This window comes from Pseudomonas sp. MS01C9, assembly GCF_058202755.1.
Genome location: NZ_CM177073.1, coordinates 1532956 through 1548512, shown reverse-complemented (window position 1 = coordinate 1548512; position 15557 = coordinate 1532956). Strand labels below are relative to the sequence as shown.

At 60.9% G+C, this 15557-nt stretch carries 17 protein-coding genes; 12 read left to right on the top strand and 5 right to left on the bottom strand.

Going from position 1 to position 15557, the window contains the following annotated elements; all coding sequences use genetic code 11:
- Positions 1–22 precede the first annotated feature (22 nt).
- Positions 23–640 (top strand): BamJ family beta-barrel-assembly machinery protein, encoded by a 618-nt coding sequence (gene bamJ / locus AC1M7R_RS07165; RefSeq protein ID WP_072398588.1) that lies wholly within the window; start codon positions 23–25, stop codon positions 638–640.
- 148 nt (positions 641–788) lie between these two features.
- On the opposite strand, the gene AC1M7R_RS07160 is transcribed toward bamJ, so the two are convergent.
- The 3 genes from AC1M7R_RS07160 to AC1M7R_RS07150 form a co-directional block, all read right to left on the bottom strand.
- Complete coding sequence (locus AC1M7R_RS07160; protein WP_072398589.1) at positions 789–1046, bottom strand: PA4570 family protein; 258 nt, start codon at positions 1044–1046, stop codon at positions 789–791.
- A gap of 202 nt (positions 1047–1248) precedes the next feature.
- On the bottom strand, positions 1249–1590 hold the full coding sequence (locus AC1M7R_RS07155) for a zinc ribbon domain-containing protein YjdM (RefSeq protein WP_490610317.1): 342 nt from the start codon (positions 1588–1590) through the stop codon (positions 1249–1251).
- A 238-nt stretch (positions 1591–1828) separates the two neighbouring features.
- Positions 1829–2797: a polyprenyl synthetase family protein gene (locus AC1M7R_RS07150; protein WP_072398591.1), complete on the bottom strand. Its 969-nt coding sequence runs from the start codon at positions 2795–2797 to the stop codon at positions 1829–1831.
- Between the two features lie 253 nt (positions 2798–3050).
- On the opposite strand from AC1M7R_RS07150, the gene rplU reads away from it, so the two are divergent.
- The 5 genes from rplU to AC1M7R_RS07125 all read left to right on the top strand — a co-directional run bounded on the left by rplU (position 3051) and on the right by AC1M7R_RS07125 (position 6875).
- Positions 3051–3365 (top strand): 50S ribosomal protein L21, encoded by a 315-nt coding sequence (gene rplU / locus AC1M7R_RS07145; RefSeq protein WP_007950961.1) that lies wholly within the window; start codon positions 3051–3053, stop codon positions 3363–3365.
- Between the two features lie 35 nt (positions 3366–3400).
- Positions 3401–3658 (top strand): 50S ribosomal protein L27, encoded by a 258-nt coding sequence (gene rpmA, locus AC1M7R_RS07140; protein ID WP_053153633.1) that lies wholly within the window; start codon positions 3401–3403, stop codon positions 3656–3658.
- A gap of 189 nt (positions 3659–3847) precedes the next feature.
- Positions 3848–5071, top strand: a complete 1224-nt coding sequence (gene cgtA, locus AC1M7R_RS07135; protein ID WP_072432001.1) for an Obg family GTPase CgtA — start codon at positions 3848–3850, stop codon at positions 5069–5071.
- Between the two features lie 211 nt (positions 5072–5282).
- Positions 5283–6401, top strand: a complete 1119-nt coding sequence (proB, locus tag AC1M7R_RS07130) for a glutamate 5-kinase (RefSeq protein WP_072398593.1) — start codon at positions 5283–5285, stop codon at positions 6399–6401.
- A 9-nt stretch (positions 6402–6410) separates the two neighbouring features.
- Positions 6411–6875 carry a CreA family protein gene (locus AC1M7R_RS07125; RefSeq protein ID WP_072398594.1) on the top strand — a complete coding sequence of 155 codons (465 nt, stop codon included), beginning with the start codon at positions 6411–6413 and terminating at the stop codon, positions 6873–6875.
- A gap of 117 nt (positions 6876–6992) precedes the next feature.
- Here AC1M7R_RS07125 and rpsT read toward each other — a convergent pair whose 3' ends face one another.
- A complete protein-coding gene (gene rpsT, locus AC1M7R_RS07120; protein WP_020798646.1) occupies positions 6993–7271 on the bottom strand; it encodes a 30S ribosomal protein S20 in 279 nt (92 codons plus the stop codon).
- A gap of 253 nt (positions 7272–7524) precedes the next feature.
- Between rpsT and murJ the strand changes: the two genes are divergently transcribed.
- The 6 genes from murJ (at position 7525) to ispH (ending at position 14994) form a co-directional block, all read left to right on the top strand.
- Positions 7525–9063, top strand: coding sequence for a murein biosynthesis integral membrane protein MurJ (gene murJ / locus AC1M7R_RS07115; protein WP_072398595.1), 1539 nt, complete (start codon positions 7525–7527; stop codon positions 9061–9063).
- Between the two features lie 108 nt (positions 9064–9171).
- On the top strand, positions 9172–10110 hold the full coding sequence (gene ribF, locus AC1M7R_RS07110; RefSeq protein ID WP_072398596.1) for a bifunctional riboflavin kinase/FAD synthetase: 939 nt from the start codon (positions 9172–9174) through the stop codon (positions 10108–10110).
- A 13-nt stretch (positions 10111–10123) separates the two neighbouring features.
- Positions 10124–12955, top strand: a complete 2832-nt coding sequence (ileS, locus tag AC1M7R_RS07105; protein WP_165887271.1) for an isoleucine--tRNA ligase — start codon at positions 10124–10126, stop codon at positions 12953–12955.
- Positions 12948–13472, top strand: coding sequence for a signal peptidase II (lspA, locus tag AC1M7R_RS07100; RefSeq protein WP_092181880.1), 525 nt, complete (start codon positions 12948–12950; stop codon positions 13470–13472). Before ileS ends, lspA begins: the two co-directional genes overlap by 8 nt.
- Positions 13465–13902 (top strand): FKBP-type peptidyl-prolyl cis-trans isomerase, encoded by a 438-nt coding sequence (fkpB, locus tag AC1M7R_RS07095; RefSeq protein ID WP_072398599.1) that lies wholly within the window; start codon positions 13465–13467, stop codon positions 13900–13902. Before lspA ends, fkpB begins: the two co-directional genes overlap by 8 nt.
- Before the next feature lie 144 nt (positions 13903–14046).
- On the top strand, positions 14047–14994 hold the full coding sequence (ispH, locus tag AC1M7R_RS07090; protein ID WP_072398600.1) for a 4-hydroxy-3-methylbut-2-enyl diphosphate reductase: 948 nt from the start codon (positions 14047–14049) through the stop codon (positions 14992–14994).
- On the opposite strand, the gene AC1M7R_RS07085 is transcribed toward ispH, so the two are convergent.
- Positions 14971–15486, bottom strand: coding sequence for a GspH/FimT family pseudopilin (locus tag AC1M7R_RS07085; protein ID WP_072398601.1), 516 nt, complete (start codon positions 15484–15486; stop codon positions 14971–14973). The two genes, ispH and AC1M7R_RS07085, sit on opposite strands and share 24 nt — an antisense overlap.
- Between the last annotated feature and the right edge of the window lie 71 nt (positions 15487–15557).

The window sequence follows — 15557 nt, the reverse complement described above, 5'->3', positions numbered from 1 at the left end:
GTCCGCATAGCGGAGCAGCACCATGTCCGAAGTTAACCTGTCCACCGACGAAACCCGCGTCAGCTACGGTATCGGCCGTCAGCTGGGTGACCAGCTGCGCGACAACCCACCGCCGGGCGTCAGCCTGGACGCGATCCTGGCTGGCCTGACCGACGCTTTCGCCGGCAAGCCGAGCCGTGTGGGCCAGGAAGAAATGTCTGCCAGCTTCAAGGTCATCCGCGAAATCATGCAAGCCGAAGCCGCCGCCAAGGCTGAAGCCGCTGCTGGTGCAGGTCGCGCTTTCCTGGCTGAAAACGCCAAGCGCGATGGCGTCACCACCCTGGCGTCGGGGCTGCAATTCGAAGTGCTGACCCAGGGCGAAGGCGCCAAGCCGACCCGTGAAGACCAGGTGCGTACCCACTATCACGGCACCCTGATCGACGGCACTGTGTTCGACAGCTCCTACGATCGTGGCCAGCCTGCCGAATTCCCGGTGGGTGGTGTCATTCCGGGCTGGACCGAAGCGTTGCAACTGATGAACGCTGGCAGCAAATGGCGCCTGTACGTGCCGAGCGAACTGGCTTACGGCGCTCAAGGCGTTGGCAGCATCCCGCCGCACAGCGTATTGGTGTTCGACGTCGAGCTGCTGGACGTCCTGTAAGACCCTGCCCGGTCTTGCACTGGGCAAATGCATGTGGGAGCCGGCTTGCTCCGGGCCGCGGTCCGATGAAGATGGACTGCCAGGCGACGTTGTCGTTAACGGCCACACGGCCTTCGCGAGCAAACCCGCTCCCCCATGAGCTGCGCATTCATCCGTGCAGCCTGCCATTGAAATCGCCAGTGGGGCGCAACGCCCGGGCGTAGCAGAACAGGAACAGATTGCGCACCAGCTCCTTGAGCACCAGCGGCTCGCTGGAGTTCAGGCTGTTGAGGTCCAGGTCACCCTGGTCCTGCAGTTCGCTCAGGGCTTCTTCCTCAAGTACCGCACAGACTTCCCCGGTTTCCCGATGCAGGATCCTGAGGTAGGGGTGTGGGCGGTCCAGCCAGGCATCGATCAAATAAGTCATGGTTCTCATCTCCTTGATGGGTTCGATGAGAATAATTCCTATTCGCTAAATAGCAAGCGTCTATTTGTATTCCGATTTTTTTTCGGACGATGGGTTGTGGTGGTTCGGATGGCTGGCGTTTGGCCAAGGTGCTAGTAACGGGGCTAAAGCGGGGAGGGGTAGGCACCATCCCACGCAGGGCGCGGGATGGAATACAGAAGGCTCAGACTTTTCTGACGAGCTCGGATTTGAGCTTCATCGGGCCGATGCCGTCGATCTTGCAGTCGATGTCGTGGTCGCCGTCGCACAGGCGGATGTTCTTCACCTTGGTGCCTACCTTGACCACCAGGGAAGTGCCCTTGACCTTGAGGTCCTTGATCACGGTGATGGTGTCGCCGTCCTGCAGGACGTTGCCGACCGAATCTTTTTTCACGGTGTCGTCGGCTGCCGCTTCAGCTTCGCCGCTGGCGGACCATTCGTGGGCACACTCCGGGCAGACCAGTTGGGTGCCGTCTTCGTAAGTGTATTCGGAATTGCATTTCGGGCAGGGTGGCAACGTGCTCACTAAGGTTCCTTGGGTATCAGGAGGGCAAAAGGGCGCACATTATATAGGGTTTTGTTGTGGGAGGGTGACGTCGCTGCGTTTGGAGGCCTTTGGCAAGGGGATTTGTCCTCGCTGGGCTGCGTAGCAGCCCCAAGAGCGGTGCTCAACTCCATCTGCCTGGGACACGGGGAATGACTTTTAGGGCTGCTTCGCAGCCCGGCGGGGGAAAACCCCCACGCCAGAAAAAATCCCAGGGATGTCAGTGGGTGCGGGCGACCGCGAACTCGCTCAGTTCCACCAGTGCGTCGCGATATTCGCTGGCCGGCAGGGCATCGAGGCATTTGATGGCGCGGGCGACATAGTCACGGGCCAGTTGCGCGGTGTAATCCAGCGAGCCGGATGCCTCGACGGCCTCGCGGATGCTTTCCAGATCCTCGATGCCGCCTTTCTGGATCGCCTGGCGTACCAGCGCTGCCTGCTCGGGGGTGCCTTCGCGCATGGTATAGATCAGCGGCAGGGTCGGCTTGCCTTCGGCCAGGTCGTCGCCGACGTTCTTGCCCAGGGTCTCGGCGTCGCCCTTGTAGTCCAGCAGGTCGTCCACCAGTTGGAAGGCTACGCCCAAGTGGTCGCCGAAGGTGCGCAGGGCTTCGCTCTGTTCGGCGTTGGCGCCGGCCAGGGCGGCGGCGCTGTGGGTCGAGGCTTCGAAAAGCATGGCGGTCTTGCCGCGGATGACTTCCATGTAGGTTTCTTCCGTGGTGCTGGCGTCGCGTACCTTGGACAGCTGCAGCACTTCGCCTTCGGCGATGATGCGAGTGGCCTGGGACAGGATCTTCATGACCGGCATCGAGCCCAGCTCGACCATCATTTCGAACGAGCGCGAGTACAGGAAGTCGCCCACCAGCACGCTTGGGGCATTGCCCCACATGGCATTGGCGGTGGAGCGGCCGCGGCGCATGCCGGACATGTCCACCACGTCGTCATGCAGCAGGGTAGCGGTGTGCAGGAACTCGATGGTGGCGGCCAGCAGGCGCAGGTCGTCGCCCTCCCGGCCCAGGGCCTTGCCGCACAGGAGCACCAATAAAGGACGCAGGCGCTTGCCTCCGGCCGAGGTGATGTAGTCGCCGATTTTCGATACCAGCGGCACTCGGGAAGTCAGCTGCTTCTTGATGATGCCGTCGACGGCACTAAAATCGTCCGCCACTGCGCGGTAGAAAGCTTGGGGTTGCATCAGCGACAGGCGCTCCAGAAGGGTTGCGCGGCATGCTAGGACCCACACCCAGGCCTGTCAAGGCGTGAAGCTTTGGCGGGATTGGCGGCCACTTGCAAGGCTTCGTCGGCTTGCGTACAATCGCGCACCCTGAACTTCCTGGGCAGCACCTGCCTTACGCAATTGCATCCCGGGCCTTCCAGCCCATGCAGCCATGCCAGCCAATACCTTTTCCTATAAAGCGCTGGGTGAGCAGGATTATCGGAGAAATACCATGTCGTATGCAGTAATCGTTACTGGTGGCAAGCAATACAAGGTCGCCCCAGGTGAATACCTGAAGATCGAAAAACTGGAAGTCGCCACTGGCGAATCCGTGACTTTTGATCGCGTTCTGTTGGTCGCCAATGGCGACGACGTGAATATCGGCGCTCCAGTCGTTGCTGGCGCTACCGTTGTGGCTGAAGTGATCTCCCAAGGTCGTCACGATAAAGTCCGCATCATCAAGTTCCGTCGTCGTAAGCACCACATGAAGCGTATGGGCCACCGCCAGTGGTACACCGAGATCAAAATCACCGGTATTCAGGCTTAATTTCAGCCTAATTCCTCACTAGGAGAATTGAACTCATGGCACACAAAAAAGCTGGTGGTAGTACCCGTAACGGTCGCGACTCAGAAGCCAAACGCCTTGGCGTGAAGATGTATGGCGGCCAGGCTATCAAGGCAGGCAACATCATCGTGCGTCAGCGCGGCACCCAATTCCACGCTGGCTACGGCGTAGGCATGGGCAAGGATCACACTCTCTTCGCTAAAATCGAAGGCGTGATCAAGTTCGAAGTAAAGGGCGCCTTCGGTCGTCGTTACGTAAGCGTTATCGCAGCTTAATAGCGAGATCGCTGGAAAAGCCCTGTCTTGCGACGGGGCTTTTTCGTTTGTGGGGTGAGTCTCTTGCAAAGCTGTTTGTATGGGCTGTCGGCGCTGCAGTTGGGCGTGAATCAGGCCGCTGCGCTCATTTTTGCAAGAGTCTTATGTCTTGTTTTTTTCGGCTCGTCCATATGACGAGAGGCGTGTGTCATGAAGTTTGTTGATGAAGTATCGATTCGAGTGAAGGCTGGTGACGGCGGCAATGGTTGCATGAGTTTCCGTCGGGAAAAGTTCATTGAAAACGGCGGTCCGAACGGCGGTGATGGTGGTGATGGCGGCTCGATCTTCATGGTCGCCGATGAAAACCTCAACACCCTGGTGGATTATCGCTACACCCGGCATTTCGATGCCGAGCGCGGCTCCAACGGCGGCAGCACCGACTGCACTGGCAAGAAAGGCGAGGATCTGGTCCTGCGCGTGCCGGTTGGTACCACGGTGATCGACTCCGCCACTCAGGAAGTGATTGGCGACCTGACCAAGCCGGGCCAGCGCCTGCTGGTGGCTCATGGTGGCTGGCATGGGTTGGGAAACACTCGTTTCAAGTCCAGTACCAACCGTGCGCCGCGCCAGACCACGCCAGGCAAGCCCGGCGAGCAGCGTGACCTGAAGCTGGAAATGAAAGTGCTGGCTGACGTGGGGCTGCTGGGTCTGCCGAACGCGGGCAAGAGTACCTTCATTCGTTCGGTCTCGGCCGCCAAGCCAAAGGTCGCCGATTATCCGTTCACCACCCTGGTGCCTAACCTCGGGGTGGTCAGCGTCGATCGTTGGAAGAGCTTCGTGATTGCGGATATCCCGGGTCTGATCGAAGGTGCTTCCGAGGGTGCCGGCCTGGGGATTCGTTTCCTCAAGCACTTGTCTCGTACCCGTCTGTTGCTGCACCTCGTCGATATGGCGCCGCTGGACGAAAGCTCCCCCGCCGATGCCGCCGAAGTCATCGTCAACGAGCTGGCCAAGTTCAGTCCGGCCCTGGTCGAGCGCGATCGTTGGCTGGTATTGAACAAGTGCGACCAGATCCTTGAGGAAGAGCATGAGGAGCGGGTCAAGGAAATCGTCGATCGCCTGGAGTGGGAAGGTCCGGTCTATGTGATCTCGGCCATTGCCAAAGAGGGCACCGAGCGCTTGTGCCACGACATCATGCGTTACCTGGAAGATCGTGCCGATCGCCTGGCCAATGACCCGGCCTACAAGGAAGAGCTGGCCGAGCTTGATCAGCGTATCGAAGACGAGGCGCGTGCGCAGTTGCAGGCACTGGATGACCAGCGTGCCTTGCGTCGCAGTGGCGTGAAGTCGGTCCATGACATCGGTGACGACGATTGGGACGAAGAAGATGTGGATGATGAAGATGGTCCGGAAATCATCTACGTGCGCGATTGATCTTCTTCCGGTGTCGGTCGTTTGAGGCGGCACTGATGAAATGGCTGGCACGCAGGCGGGTTTAACTGCTTCGGCCGGTGGTATCATCGCTGTCAGCCGGTTTCCAGGGCGCCGCTCATTCGAGCGGCGTTTTGGTATCTGTAGAACGCAAATACGAATAATCCCATGGGTGGCGCTGGGTCGCGTCGTCCGCTGGCAAAGGTTGAAGATGATGCGGAGCAAGGTGACGGGTGCGCAGCGTTGGGTCGTGAAGATCGGCAGCGCACTGCTGACGGCGGATGGCAAGGGCCTGGATCGCAAGGCGATGGCGGTGTGGGTCGAGCAGATGGTGGCCTTGCATGAGGCTGGCGTCGAGCTGGTATTGGTCTCCTCGGGGGCTGTGGCGGCTGGCATGAGTCGTCTGGGCTGGACATCGCGACCCAGCGCGATGCACGAATTGCAGGCCGCCGCCGCCATCGGCCAGATGGGGCTGGTGCAGGCCTGGGAGTCCAGTTTTGCCGAGCATGACCGCCATACGGCGCAGATCCTGCTCACTCACGACGACCTGTCCGACCGCAAGCGCTACCTCAATGCGCGCAGTACCCTGCGGGCGCTGGTGGAGCTGAAGGTGATTCCGGTGATCAACGAAAACGACACGGTGGTCACCGACGAGATCCGCTTTGGCGATAACGATACCCTGGCGGCCTTGGTGGCGAACCTGGTCGAGGCTGATCTGCTGGTGATCCTCACGGACCGCGACGGCATGTTCGATGCGGATCCGCGCAACAATCCCGATGCCAGATTGATCTACGAGGCTCGTGCCGACGATCCTGCACTGGATGCGGTTGCCGGTGGTACCGGTGGTGCATTGGGGCGCGGTGGCATGCAGACCAAGCTGCGCGCCGCACGCCTTGCGGCGCGTTCCGGAGCGCACACCATCATTGTCGGTGGGCGCCTGGAGCGGGTGCTGGATCGTCTGAAGGCGGGAGAGCGCATCGGCACCCTGCTTTCGCCTGAGCGCGGCATGCTGGCCGCTCGCAAGCAGTGGCTGGCGGGCCATCTGCAGACCCGTGGCACGCTGGTGTTGGATGCGGGGGCCGTGGCGGCGCTGTCCCAGGGTAATAAAAGTCTGTTGCCGGTGGGCGTAAAGCTGGTCCAGGGCAGTTTCCGTCGTGGCGAAATGGTTGTGTGCGTGGCGCCGGACGGTCGTGAGATCGCCCGCGGCCTGGCCAATTACAGTGCGCTGGAAGCTCAGAAAATCATCGGCCAATCGTCTGATGCGATTGTTGGCCTGCTGGGTTACATGGCTGAGCCCGAGCTGGTTCATCGTGACAACCTGATTCTTGTCTAAGGAAAAATCATGGGTTTGGCTAAAGGATTGATCGGCTTGCTGTTGGCATTGCCGCTGCTGGCTTCGGCCGAGGAAATCGGTCAGGTCTCGACGGTGTTCAAGTTCGTCGGGCCGAACGACCGGATCGTGGTCGAGGCGTTCGATGATCCCAAGGTGGATGGGGTGACCTGCTACCTGTCTCGGGCCAAGACTGGAGGCGTCAAGGGTGGCCTGGGCTTGGCCGAGGACCGTGCCGAGGCGTCCATCGCCTGCCGTCAGGTCGGGCCGATCAGCTTCAAGGGCGAGCTCAAGGATGGGGAAGAGGTGTTCAGGGAGCGCACTTCGCTGGTCTTCAAGACCATGCAGGTGGTGCGATTCCTCGACAAGAAACGCAATACGCTGGTGTATCTGGTCTACAGCGATCGGATCATCGAGGGTAGTCCCCAGAACGCGGTGACGGCAATTCCGATCTTGCCGTGGGCTCACGCTCAATAACCCTGCCCGTCGATCGCTCGTGCGGGAGCGGGCCTGCTCCCGCATTTTTGATGTGCCTGTCAAATTGCAGGCAATAAAAAACCGACCCTGGGGTCGGTTTTTTAACGAGCGCGTCGCTTAGGCAGCAGCGGCAACGTTCAAGGCCTTTACGTGGCCATTCAGGCGGCTCTTATGGCGAGCAGCCTTGTTCTTGTGGATGATGCCTTTATCGGCCATACGGTCGATAACAGGCACAGCCAGAACGTAAGCAGCTTGGGCTTTTTCAGCGTCTTTTGCGTCGATGGCCTTAACTACGTTTTTGATGTAGGTACGAACCATGGAACGCAGGCTGGCGTTGTGGCTGCGACGCTTCTCAGCCTGTTTTGCACGTTTTTTGGCGGAAGGTGAGTTGGCCACCGTCGAGCTCCTCGAAAGACTTTTTGGGAAATAGCAAACAAAATAGGCCGCGAATCATGCCGATGAGTTGGGGTCTTGTCAAGGGCGGGTGACGCGTTCCGCTGAATGGCAGGTACATCGCACCGGATGATTTCTTTCCGGCGTGCGACCTGTAAACTCGCGGGCTTTGGCGCAGTGCTGTTGGCGGCGCGGAGTATCGCACAAGTGGGCGCGTTGTTCGCCTGCTGTTTATCGACAGGCAAAAACTCTTTTCATGAATCTGCTCAAATCGTTGGCTGCCGTCAGCTCTATCACGATGCTTTCCCGTGTCCTGGGGTTCGTTCGCGATACGCTGATCGCACGGATATTCGGCGCCGGTATGGCCACCGACGCCTTCTTCATCGCCTTCAAGTTGCCCAACCTGCTGCGGCGGATTTTCGCCGAAGGTGCGTTTTCCCAGGCGTTCGTGCCCATCCTGGCGGAATACAAGAACCAGAAGGGCGATGAAGCGACCCGTACGTTCATTGCCTATGTCAGCGGTTTGCTGACCCTGGTGCTGGCCCTGGTGACTGCGGCCGGCATGCTGGCCGCGCCCTGGATCATCTGGGCCACGGCGCCGGGCTTTACCGATACCCCGGAGAAGTTCCAGCTCACCACCGACCTGCTGCGGGTGACCTTTCCTTATATATTGCTGATTTCCCTGTCATCCCTGGCCGGGGCCATTCTCAATACATGGAACCGTTTCTCGGTGCCGGCCTTCGTGCCGACCCTGCTCAACGTCAGCATGATCATATTTGCGGTCTTCCTGACGCCGTATTTCGATCCGCCGGTGATGGCGCTCGGCTGGGCGGTGCTGGTGGGAGGGCTGGCGCAGCTGCTGTATCAACTGCCTTACCTCAAGAAGATCGGCATGCTGGTACTGCCCCGCCTGAACCTGCGCGACAGCGGCGTCTGGCGGGTGCTCAAGCAGATGCTGCCGGCGATCCTGGGGGTTTCGGTGAGCCAGATTTCCCTGATCATCAACACCATCTTCGCCTCGTTCCTGGTGGCCGGTTCGGTGTCCTGGATGTATTACGCCGACCGACTGATGGAGTTACCGTCCGGTGTACTGGGCGTGGCCCTGGGCACGATCCTGTTGCCAACCCTGGCCAAGACCTACGCCAGCCAGGATCGCCAGGAGTACTCGCGGATTCTCGACTGGGGCCTGCGCCTGTGTTTCGTGCTGGTGCTGCCCTGCGCTCTGGCACTGGGGATCCTGGCCGAGCCACTGACTGTTTCGCTGTTCCAGTATGGCCAGTTCAAGGCGTTCGATGCCGCCATGACCCAGCGCGCCCTGGTCGCCTATTCGGTCGGGCTGCTTGGCATCATCCTGATCAAGGTCCTGGCGCCAGGTTTCTATGCTCAGCAGAACATCCGCACGCCGGTGAAGATTGCCATCTTCACCCTGGTGATGACCCAATTGTTCAACCTTCTGCTGATCGGCCCCCTGGCCCATGCCGGCCTGGCCCTGGCGATCAGCATCGGCGCCTGCCTCAACGCCGGGCTGCTGTTCTATCAGCTACGCAAGCAGAAAATGTATCAGCCGCAGCCGGGCTGGGGAAAATTCGGCCTCAAGCTGCTGATCGCCGTGGCGGTGATGTCGGCGGTCCTGCTGGGGGGGATGCATTTCATGCCGGCCTGGGGCGAAGGGCAGATGCCCGAGCGTTTCCTGCGCCTGGGTGTGCTGGTTGTCGCCGGCGTGGTGGCGTATTTCGGCATGTTGCTGCTGCTGGGCTTCCGTCTGCGGGACTTCAATCGCAAGGCCTTGAGCTGAGGCTTGGGCAGCGGTTTTGTCGGTTCGATCACTTTGGGTTACGGTGCTGCCTGTCGTTGACCGCCGGGTGTGGTTATAATCGGCCACTTTATGAGCAAGAAGCGCGTTATGCAGCTGGTTCGAGGCCTTCACAACCTGCGTCCCCGGCATCGGGGCTGTGTCGCCACCATTGGCAACTTCGACGGTGTTCACCGTGGCCACCAGGCTATCCTGGCGCGGCTGCGCGAGCGTGCGCTGGAGCTGGGCGTGCCCAGTTGCGTGGTGATCTTCGAGCCTCAGCCCCGGGAGTTTTTCGCCCCGGACACCGCCCCGGCCCGCCTGGCCAGGCTGCGAGACAAACTGCAGCTGCTGGCGGCCGAAGGCGTCGACCGGGTCCTTTGCCTGGCGTTCAACCAACGCTTGAGCCAGCTCAGCGCAGCCGAGTTCGTCGAGACCATCCTGGTGGATGGCCTGGATGTGAAGCATCTGGAAGTGGGCGACGATTTCCGTTTCGGTTGTGACCGGGCAGGGGATTTCGATTACCTGCAGCGGGCTGGCGCCGTCCATGGTTTTACTGTCGAAGCGGCGCAGACTGTCGAGATGGATGGCCTGCGTGTCAGCAGTACTCAGGTCCGCAATGCCCTGGCGGCCGCCGACTTCGAACTGGCCGAGCGCCTGCTCGGCCGGCCATACCGGATTGCCGGGCGGATCCTGCATGGGCAGAAGCTGGCGCGCCAGTTGGGCACGCCAACGGCCAACGTGCAGCTCAAGCGTCGTCGCGTACCGCTGACCGGGGTGTTCCTGGTGAGTATCGAGATCGACGGCAAGGCCTGGCCCGGCGTCGCCAACATTGGCGTACGACCCACGGTCCAGGGAGATGGCAAGGCCCATCTCGAAGTACATGTTCTGGATTTTGCCGGCGATCTGTATGACCGGCGTTTGACGGTGGTTTTCCACCATAAGCTGCGTGAAGAGCAGCGTTTTGCCTCTCTGGAGGCGCTCAAGGCGGCGATCCATGCCGATATCGCCGCCGCCCGTGCCCTTGTCGCAACCAGCGCCAATCGCTAATGAAGAGCCTTAAATGACCGACTATAAAGCCACGCTAAACCTTCCGGACACCGCCTTCCCTATGAAGGCCGGCCTGCCTCAGCGCGAACCACAGATTCTGCAGCGTTGGGACAGCATTGGCCTGTACGGAAAGTTGCGCGAGATTGGCAAGGACCGCCCGAAGTTCGTCCTGCACGACGGTCCTCCGTACGCCAACGGCACCATTCATATCGGTCACGCGCTGAACAAGATCCTCAAGGACATGATTGTCCGTTCCAAGACCCTGTCGGGTTTTGACGCACCTTATGTCCCGGGCTGGGATTGCCACGGCCTGCCGATCGAGCACAAGGTGGAAGTGACCCACGGCAAGAACCTGGGCGCGGACAAGACCCGCGAACTGTGCCGTGCCTACGCCACCGAGCAGATCGAGGGGCAGAAGTCCGAATTCATCCGCCTCGGCGTGCTGGGCGACTTCGCCAATCCGTACAAGACCATGGACTTCAAGAACGAAGCCGGCGAAATCCGTGCCCTGGCGAAAATCGTCGAGGGTGGTTTCGTGTTCAAGGGCCTCAAGCCCGTGAACTGGTGCTTCGATTGCGGTTCGGCCCTGGCCGAGGCGGAAGTCGAGTACGAAAACAAGAAATCGTCGACCATCGACGTAGCCTTCCCGATCGCCGATGAAGACAAGCTCGCCGCCGCATTCGGCCTGGGCAAGCTGGCCAAACCGGCCGCCATCGTGATCTGGACCACCACCCCGTGGACCATCCCGGCCAACCAGGCGCTGAACGTCCATCCGGAATTCAACTATGCCTTGGTGGACGTCGGCGACCGGCTGCTGGTTCTGGCCGAAGAGCTGGTCGAGTCCTGCCTGGCCCGCTACAGCCTCGAAGGCTCGGTGATCGCCACCGCGCCAGGCTCGTCACTGGAGCTGATCAACTTCCGCCACCCGTTCTATGACCGCCTGTCGCCGGTATACCTGGCCGACTACGTGGAACTGGGCGCTGGCACCGGCGTCGTTCACTCCGCGCCAGCCTATGGCGTCGACGACTTCGTGACCTGCAAGAAATACGGCATGGTCAACGACGACATCCTCAACCCGGTGCAGAGCAACGGCGTCTATGTGCCGTCCCTGGAGTTTTTTGGCGGCCAGTTCATCTTCAAGGCCAACCCGGCCATCATCGACAAGTTGACCGAAGTCGGCTCTCTGCTGCACACCACCGTCATCGAACACAGCTACATGCACTGCTGGCGGCACAAGACACCGTTGATCTACCGTGCCACCGCGCAGTGGTTCATCGGCATGGACAAGCAGCCCGTCAGTGGCGATACCCTGCGCCAGCGTTCGCTCAAGGCCATCGAAGAGACCAAGTTCGTACCGGCCTGGGGCCAGGCGCGCCTGCACTCGATGATCGCCAACCGGCCGGACTGGTGCATCTCCCGCCAGCGCAACTGGGGCGTGCCGATCCCGTTTTTCCTGAACAAGGAAAGCGGCGAGCTGCACCCGCGCACCGTCGAGCTGATGGAAGAGGTTGCCAAGCGCGTCGAAGTCGAAGGCATCGAAGCCTGGTTCAAGCTGGACGCCGCCGAACTGCTGGGCGACGAGGCGCCGCTGTACGACAAGATCAGCGATACCCTGGACGTGTGGTTCGACTCCGGCACCACTCATTGGCACGTGCTGCGCGATTCGCACCCGGTGGGCCATGAAAACGGCCCGCGTGCCGACCTGTACCTGGAAGGTTCCGACCAGCATCGCGGCTGGTTCCACTCCTCGCTGCTGACCGGCTGCGCCATCGATAACCACGCACCGTACCGCGAGCTGCTGACCCATGGTTTCACCGTGGACGAGGCCGGGCGCAAGATGTCCAAGTCCCTGGGCAACGTGATCGCGCCGCAGAAGGTCAACGATACCCTGGGCGCCGACATCATGCGCCTGTGGGTGGCCTCCACCGATTATTCCGGCGAGATGGCCGTTTCCGAGCAGATCCTGCAGCGCAGCGCGGACGCCTACCGGCGCATCCGTAACACCGCGCGCTTCCTGCTGTCGAACCTGACCGGTTTCAACCCGGCCACCGACCTGTTGCCGGCCGAGGACATGCTTGCCCTGGACCGTTGGGCCGTGGACCGTACCCTGTTGCTGCAACGCGAGCTGCAGGAGCATTACGGCGAATACCGTTTCTGGAACGTCTACTCCAAGATCCACAACTTCTGCGTGCAGGAGCTGGGCGGTTTCTATCTCGACATCATCAAGGATCGCCAGTACACCACCGGCGCCAACAGCAAGGCACGTCGTTCGTGCCAGACCGCGCTGTTCCACATCAGCGAGGCGCTGGTGCGCTGGATCGCGCCGATCCTGGCATTCACCGCCGACGAGCTGTGGCAGTACCTGCCGGGCGAGCGCAACGAATCGGTGATGCTCAATACCTGGTACGAGGGCCTGACCGAGCTGCCGCAAGGCTTCGAGCTGGACCGTGCCTACTGGGACCGCGTCATGGCGGTCAAGGCGGCGGTGAACAAGGAAATGGAGATCCAGCGTGCGGCCAAGGCCGTCGGTGGCAACCTGCAGGCCGAAGTCACCCTCTACGCCGAGCAAGCCCTGGGCGCCGACCTGGCGAAGCTGGGCAACGAGCTGCGCTTCGTGCTGATCACCTCCACCGCCAGTGTCGCTCCATTGGTGCAGGCGCCGGCCGATGCGGTGGTCACTGAAGTGGCTGGCCTGAAGCTCAAGGTGGTCAAGTCGAGCTTCGTCAAGTGCGCCCGTTGCTGGCACTGCCGCGAAGACGTTGGCGTGAACCCGGAGCATCCGGAAATCTGCGGGCGTTGTGTCGACAACATCAGCGGCACCGGCGAGGTTCGCCACTATGCCTGATGTGGCGCCTAACGCAGCGGGCCGTTTCGGACGGCTGGGCTGGCTCTGGTTGAGCGTGCTGGTACTGGTCATCGACCAGGCCAGCAAGTTCCACTTCGAAAGCTCGTTGACCATGTACCAGCAGATCGTGGTCATCCCCGACTACTTCAGCTGGACCCTGGCCTATAACACCGGCGCGGCGTTCAGCTTCCTGGCCGACAGCTCGGGCTGGCAGCGCTGGCTCTTCGCGCTGATCGCCATCGTGGTCAGCGGCGTGCTGGTGGTCTGGCTCAAGCGCCTGGGCCGCGACGAAACCTGGCTGGCCGTGGCGCTGGCGCTGGTGCTCGGTGGCGCGCTGGGCAATCTGTATGACCGCATTGCCTTGGGCCATGTGATCGATTTCATCCTGGTGCACTGGCAGAACCGTTGGTACTTCCCGGCGTTCAATTTTGCCGACAGCGCCATTACCGTGGGCGCGGTGATGCTCGCCCTGGACATGTTCAAGAGCAAGAAAACCGGAGAAGCCGTCCATGACTGAGCAGCGTATCGCTCAAAATACAGAAGTGAAGCTTCACTTCGCCCTGCATCTGGAAAACGGCGACACCGTTGACAGCACCTTCGACAAGGCCCCTGCCGTGTTCAAGGTCGGCGACGGCAACCTGCTGCCAGGCTTCGAAGCGGCGATCTTCGGTTTCAAGGCCGGCGACAAGCGCACGGTGGTGGTGACGCCAGAGAATGCCTTTGGTCAGCCCAACCCGCAAAACGTGCAGACCATGCCACGCTCCCAGTTCCAGGACATGGAACTGTCGGAGGGGTTGCTGGTGATCTTCAACGACGCGGCCAATACTGAACTGCCGGGCGTAGTGAAGGCCTTCGACGACACCCAGGTGACGGTTGACTTCAATCACCCGCTGGCGGGCAAGACCTTGAATTTCGAAGTGGAAATCATCGACGTCAAGGCGGTTTAGGATTTAACAGGCAGTTCCTGCTGCCACTGATTCTCTGTGGGAGCGAGCTTGCTCGCTCCCACATGGGGTCTCCTTGTTTTCGGGCCTTTCGCTCGATTAACAGGCAAGCATTCAATTTCTTGCGCGCAAGACACGAGGCACAGCATGCAAATCAAACTCGCCAATCCCCGTGGCTTCTGCGCCGGCGTGGACCGGGCGATCGAAATCGTCAACCGCGCCCTGGAGGTCTTCGGGCCGCCGATCTATGTGCGCCATGAAGTGGTCCACAACAAATTCGTCGTCGAGGACCTGCGCAGCCGCGGTGCCATTTTCGTCGAAGAGCTGGACCAGGTGCCGGACGACGTCATCGTGATCTTCAGCGCCCATGGGGTTTCCCAGGCGGTGCGTACTGAAGCCGCCGGTCGCGGCCTGAAAGTATTCGATGCCACCTGTCCCCTGGTGACCAAGGTGCACATCGAAGTGGCGCGCTACAGCCGCGACGGTCGTGAATGCATCCTGATCGGCCATGAAGGACATCCGGAAGTCGAAGGCACCATGGGGCAATACGATGCCAGCAATGGTGGCGCGATCTACCTGGTGGAGGATGAGGACGACGTGGCGGCCTTGCAGGTGCGCAACCCGGAAAAGCTCGCCTTTGTCACCCAGACCACCCTGTCCATGGACGATACCAGTCGTGTGATCGACGCCCTGCGCTCCCGCTTCCCGGCCATCGGTGGGCCACGCAAGGACGACATCTGCTACGCCACCCAGAACCGTCAGGACGCGGTCAAGCAACTGGCCGACGAATGCGATGTGGTGCTGGTGGTTGGCAGCCCGAACAGTTCCAACTCCAACCGCTTGCGTGAGCTGGCCGAACGCATGGGAACGCCGGCCTATCTGATCGACGGTGCCGAGGACATGCAACACAGCTGGTTCGATGGCATCGAGCGCATTGGCATCACCGCCGGCGCTTCGGCTCCCGAAGTCCTAGTGCGTGGCGTGATCCAGCAATTGCAGGCCTGGGGCGCCACCGGTGCCGATGAGCTGGCCGGTCGTGAAGAGAACATTACTTTCTCGATGCCCAAGGAACTACGCGTTCGCTCCCTGCTTTGAGTCTTTTTCGCACAATGCCTGTTCAGTTTTCTCGCTGCGCAGGCTGATGCGTCCGGTGCGCGCCAGCACCACCTGATGGTGGCTGATCGGCTCGCGTTTGCCGCAGACATGCAATGTACCGGCTTGGAAGGCGTCGCTGGGCAGTAACGCTTGCCCTTGGCTGCCAAACCTCACCGAACGCTTCACCGGCCAGTTGCCGACCACTCGCGCGCGGCCGCTGCGCTCCATCACCAATGTCTTCGCCTTGTCGTCCAGCGTGATCCGCCAGCCTCGGCCCCAATCGTCGTCTATTCCTCTGATCACGACGGTCCGGCTGCGCGTGATGGCTTCGCTGCGGGCGTTACGCAAACCACTGGCCAGCAGTTGCGCGGCGTCCTTGCGTTCGGTGGCTTCGACCAGGGCTGTGTAGCTGGCGCTGGCCCACGGTAGAACAATTGCCGCAATCGCCAGTCCCATGAGCAGTTCAATGAGGCTGAAGCCCTGTTGGTGCATGACATCTCCTCCCTGGAGAATGGAAGCGGATTCAAGATCAATGGCCCATTGTGGCGAGGGATAAAACCCCT

What these genes read in the sequence shown, in the direction of transcription:
- AC1M7R_RS07150 (WP_072398591.1), bottom strand. Translation starts at nt 2,797, where the DNA reads ATGCAACCCCAAGCTTTCTACCGCGCAGTGGCGGACGATTTTAGTGCC.
- ileS (WP_165887271.1), top strand. Translation starts at nt 10,124, where the DNA reads ATGACCGACTATAAAGCCACGCTAAACCTTCCGGACACCGCCTTCCCT.
- AC1M7R_RS07125 (WP_072398594.1), top strand. Translation starts at nt 6,411, where the DNA reads ATGGGTTTGGCTAAAGGATTGATCGGCTTGCTGTTGGCATTGCCGCTG.
- ispH (WP_072398600.1), top strand. Translation starts at nt 14,047, where the DNA reads ATGCAAATCAAACTCGCCAATCCCCGTGGCTTCTGCGCCGGCGTGGAC.
- AC1M7R_RS07160 (WP_072398589.1), bottom strand. Translation starts at nt 1,046, where the DNA reads ATGACTTATTTGATCGATGCCTGGCTGGACCGCCCACACCCCTACCTC.
- ribF (WP_072398596.1), top strand. Translation starts at nt 9,172, where the DNA reads ATGCAGCTGGTTCGAGGCCTTCACAACCTGCGTCCCCGGCATCGGGGC.
- AC1M7R_RS07085 (WP_072398601.1), bottom strand. Translation starts at nt 15,486, where the DNA reads ATGCACCAACAGGGCTTCAGCCTCATTGAACTGCTCATGGGACTGGCG.
- rplU (WP_007950961.1), top strand. Translation starts at nt 3,051, where the DNA reads ATGTCGTATGCAGTAATCGTTACTGGTGGCAAGCAATACAAGGTCGCC.
- murJ (WP_072398595.1), top strand. Translation starts at nt 7,525, where the DNA reads ATGAATCTGCTCAAATCGTTGGCTGCCGTCAGCTCTATCACGATGCTT.
- bamJ (WP_072398588.1), top strand. Translation starts at nt 23, where the DNA reads ATGTCCGAAGTTAACCTGTCCACCGACGAAACCCGCGTCAGCTACGGT.
- rpmA (WP_053153633.1), top strand. Translation starts at nt 3,401, where the DNA reads ATGGCACACAAAAAAGCTGGTGGTAGTACCCGTAACGGTCGCGACTCA.
- cgtA (WP_072432001.1), top strand. Translation starts at nt 3,848, where the DNA reads ATGAAGTTTGTTGATGAAGTATCGATTCGAGTGAAGGCTGGTGACGGC.
- proB (WP_072398593.1), top strand. Translation starts at nt 5,283, where the DNA reads ATGCGGAGCAAGGTGACGGGTGCGCAGCGTTGGGTCGTGAAGATCGGC.
- lspA (WP_092181880.1), top strand. Translation starts at nt 12,948, where the DNA reads ATGCCTGATGTGGCGCCTAACGCAGCGGGCCGTTTCGGACGGCTGGGC.
- fkpB (WP_072398599.1), top strand. Translation starts at nt 13,465, where the DNA reads ATGACTGAGCAGCGTATCGCTCAAAATACAGAAGTGAAGCTTCACTTC.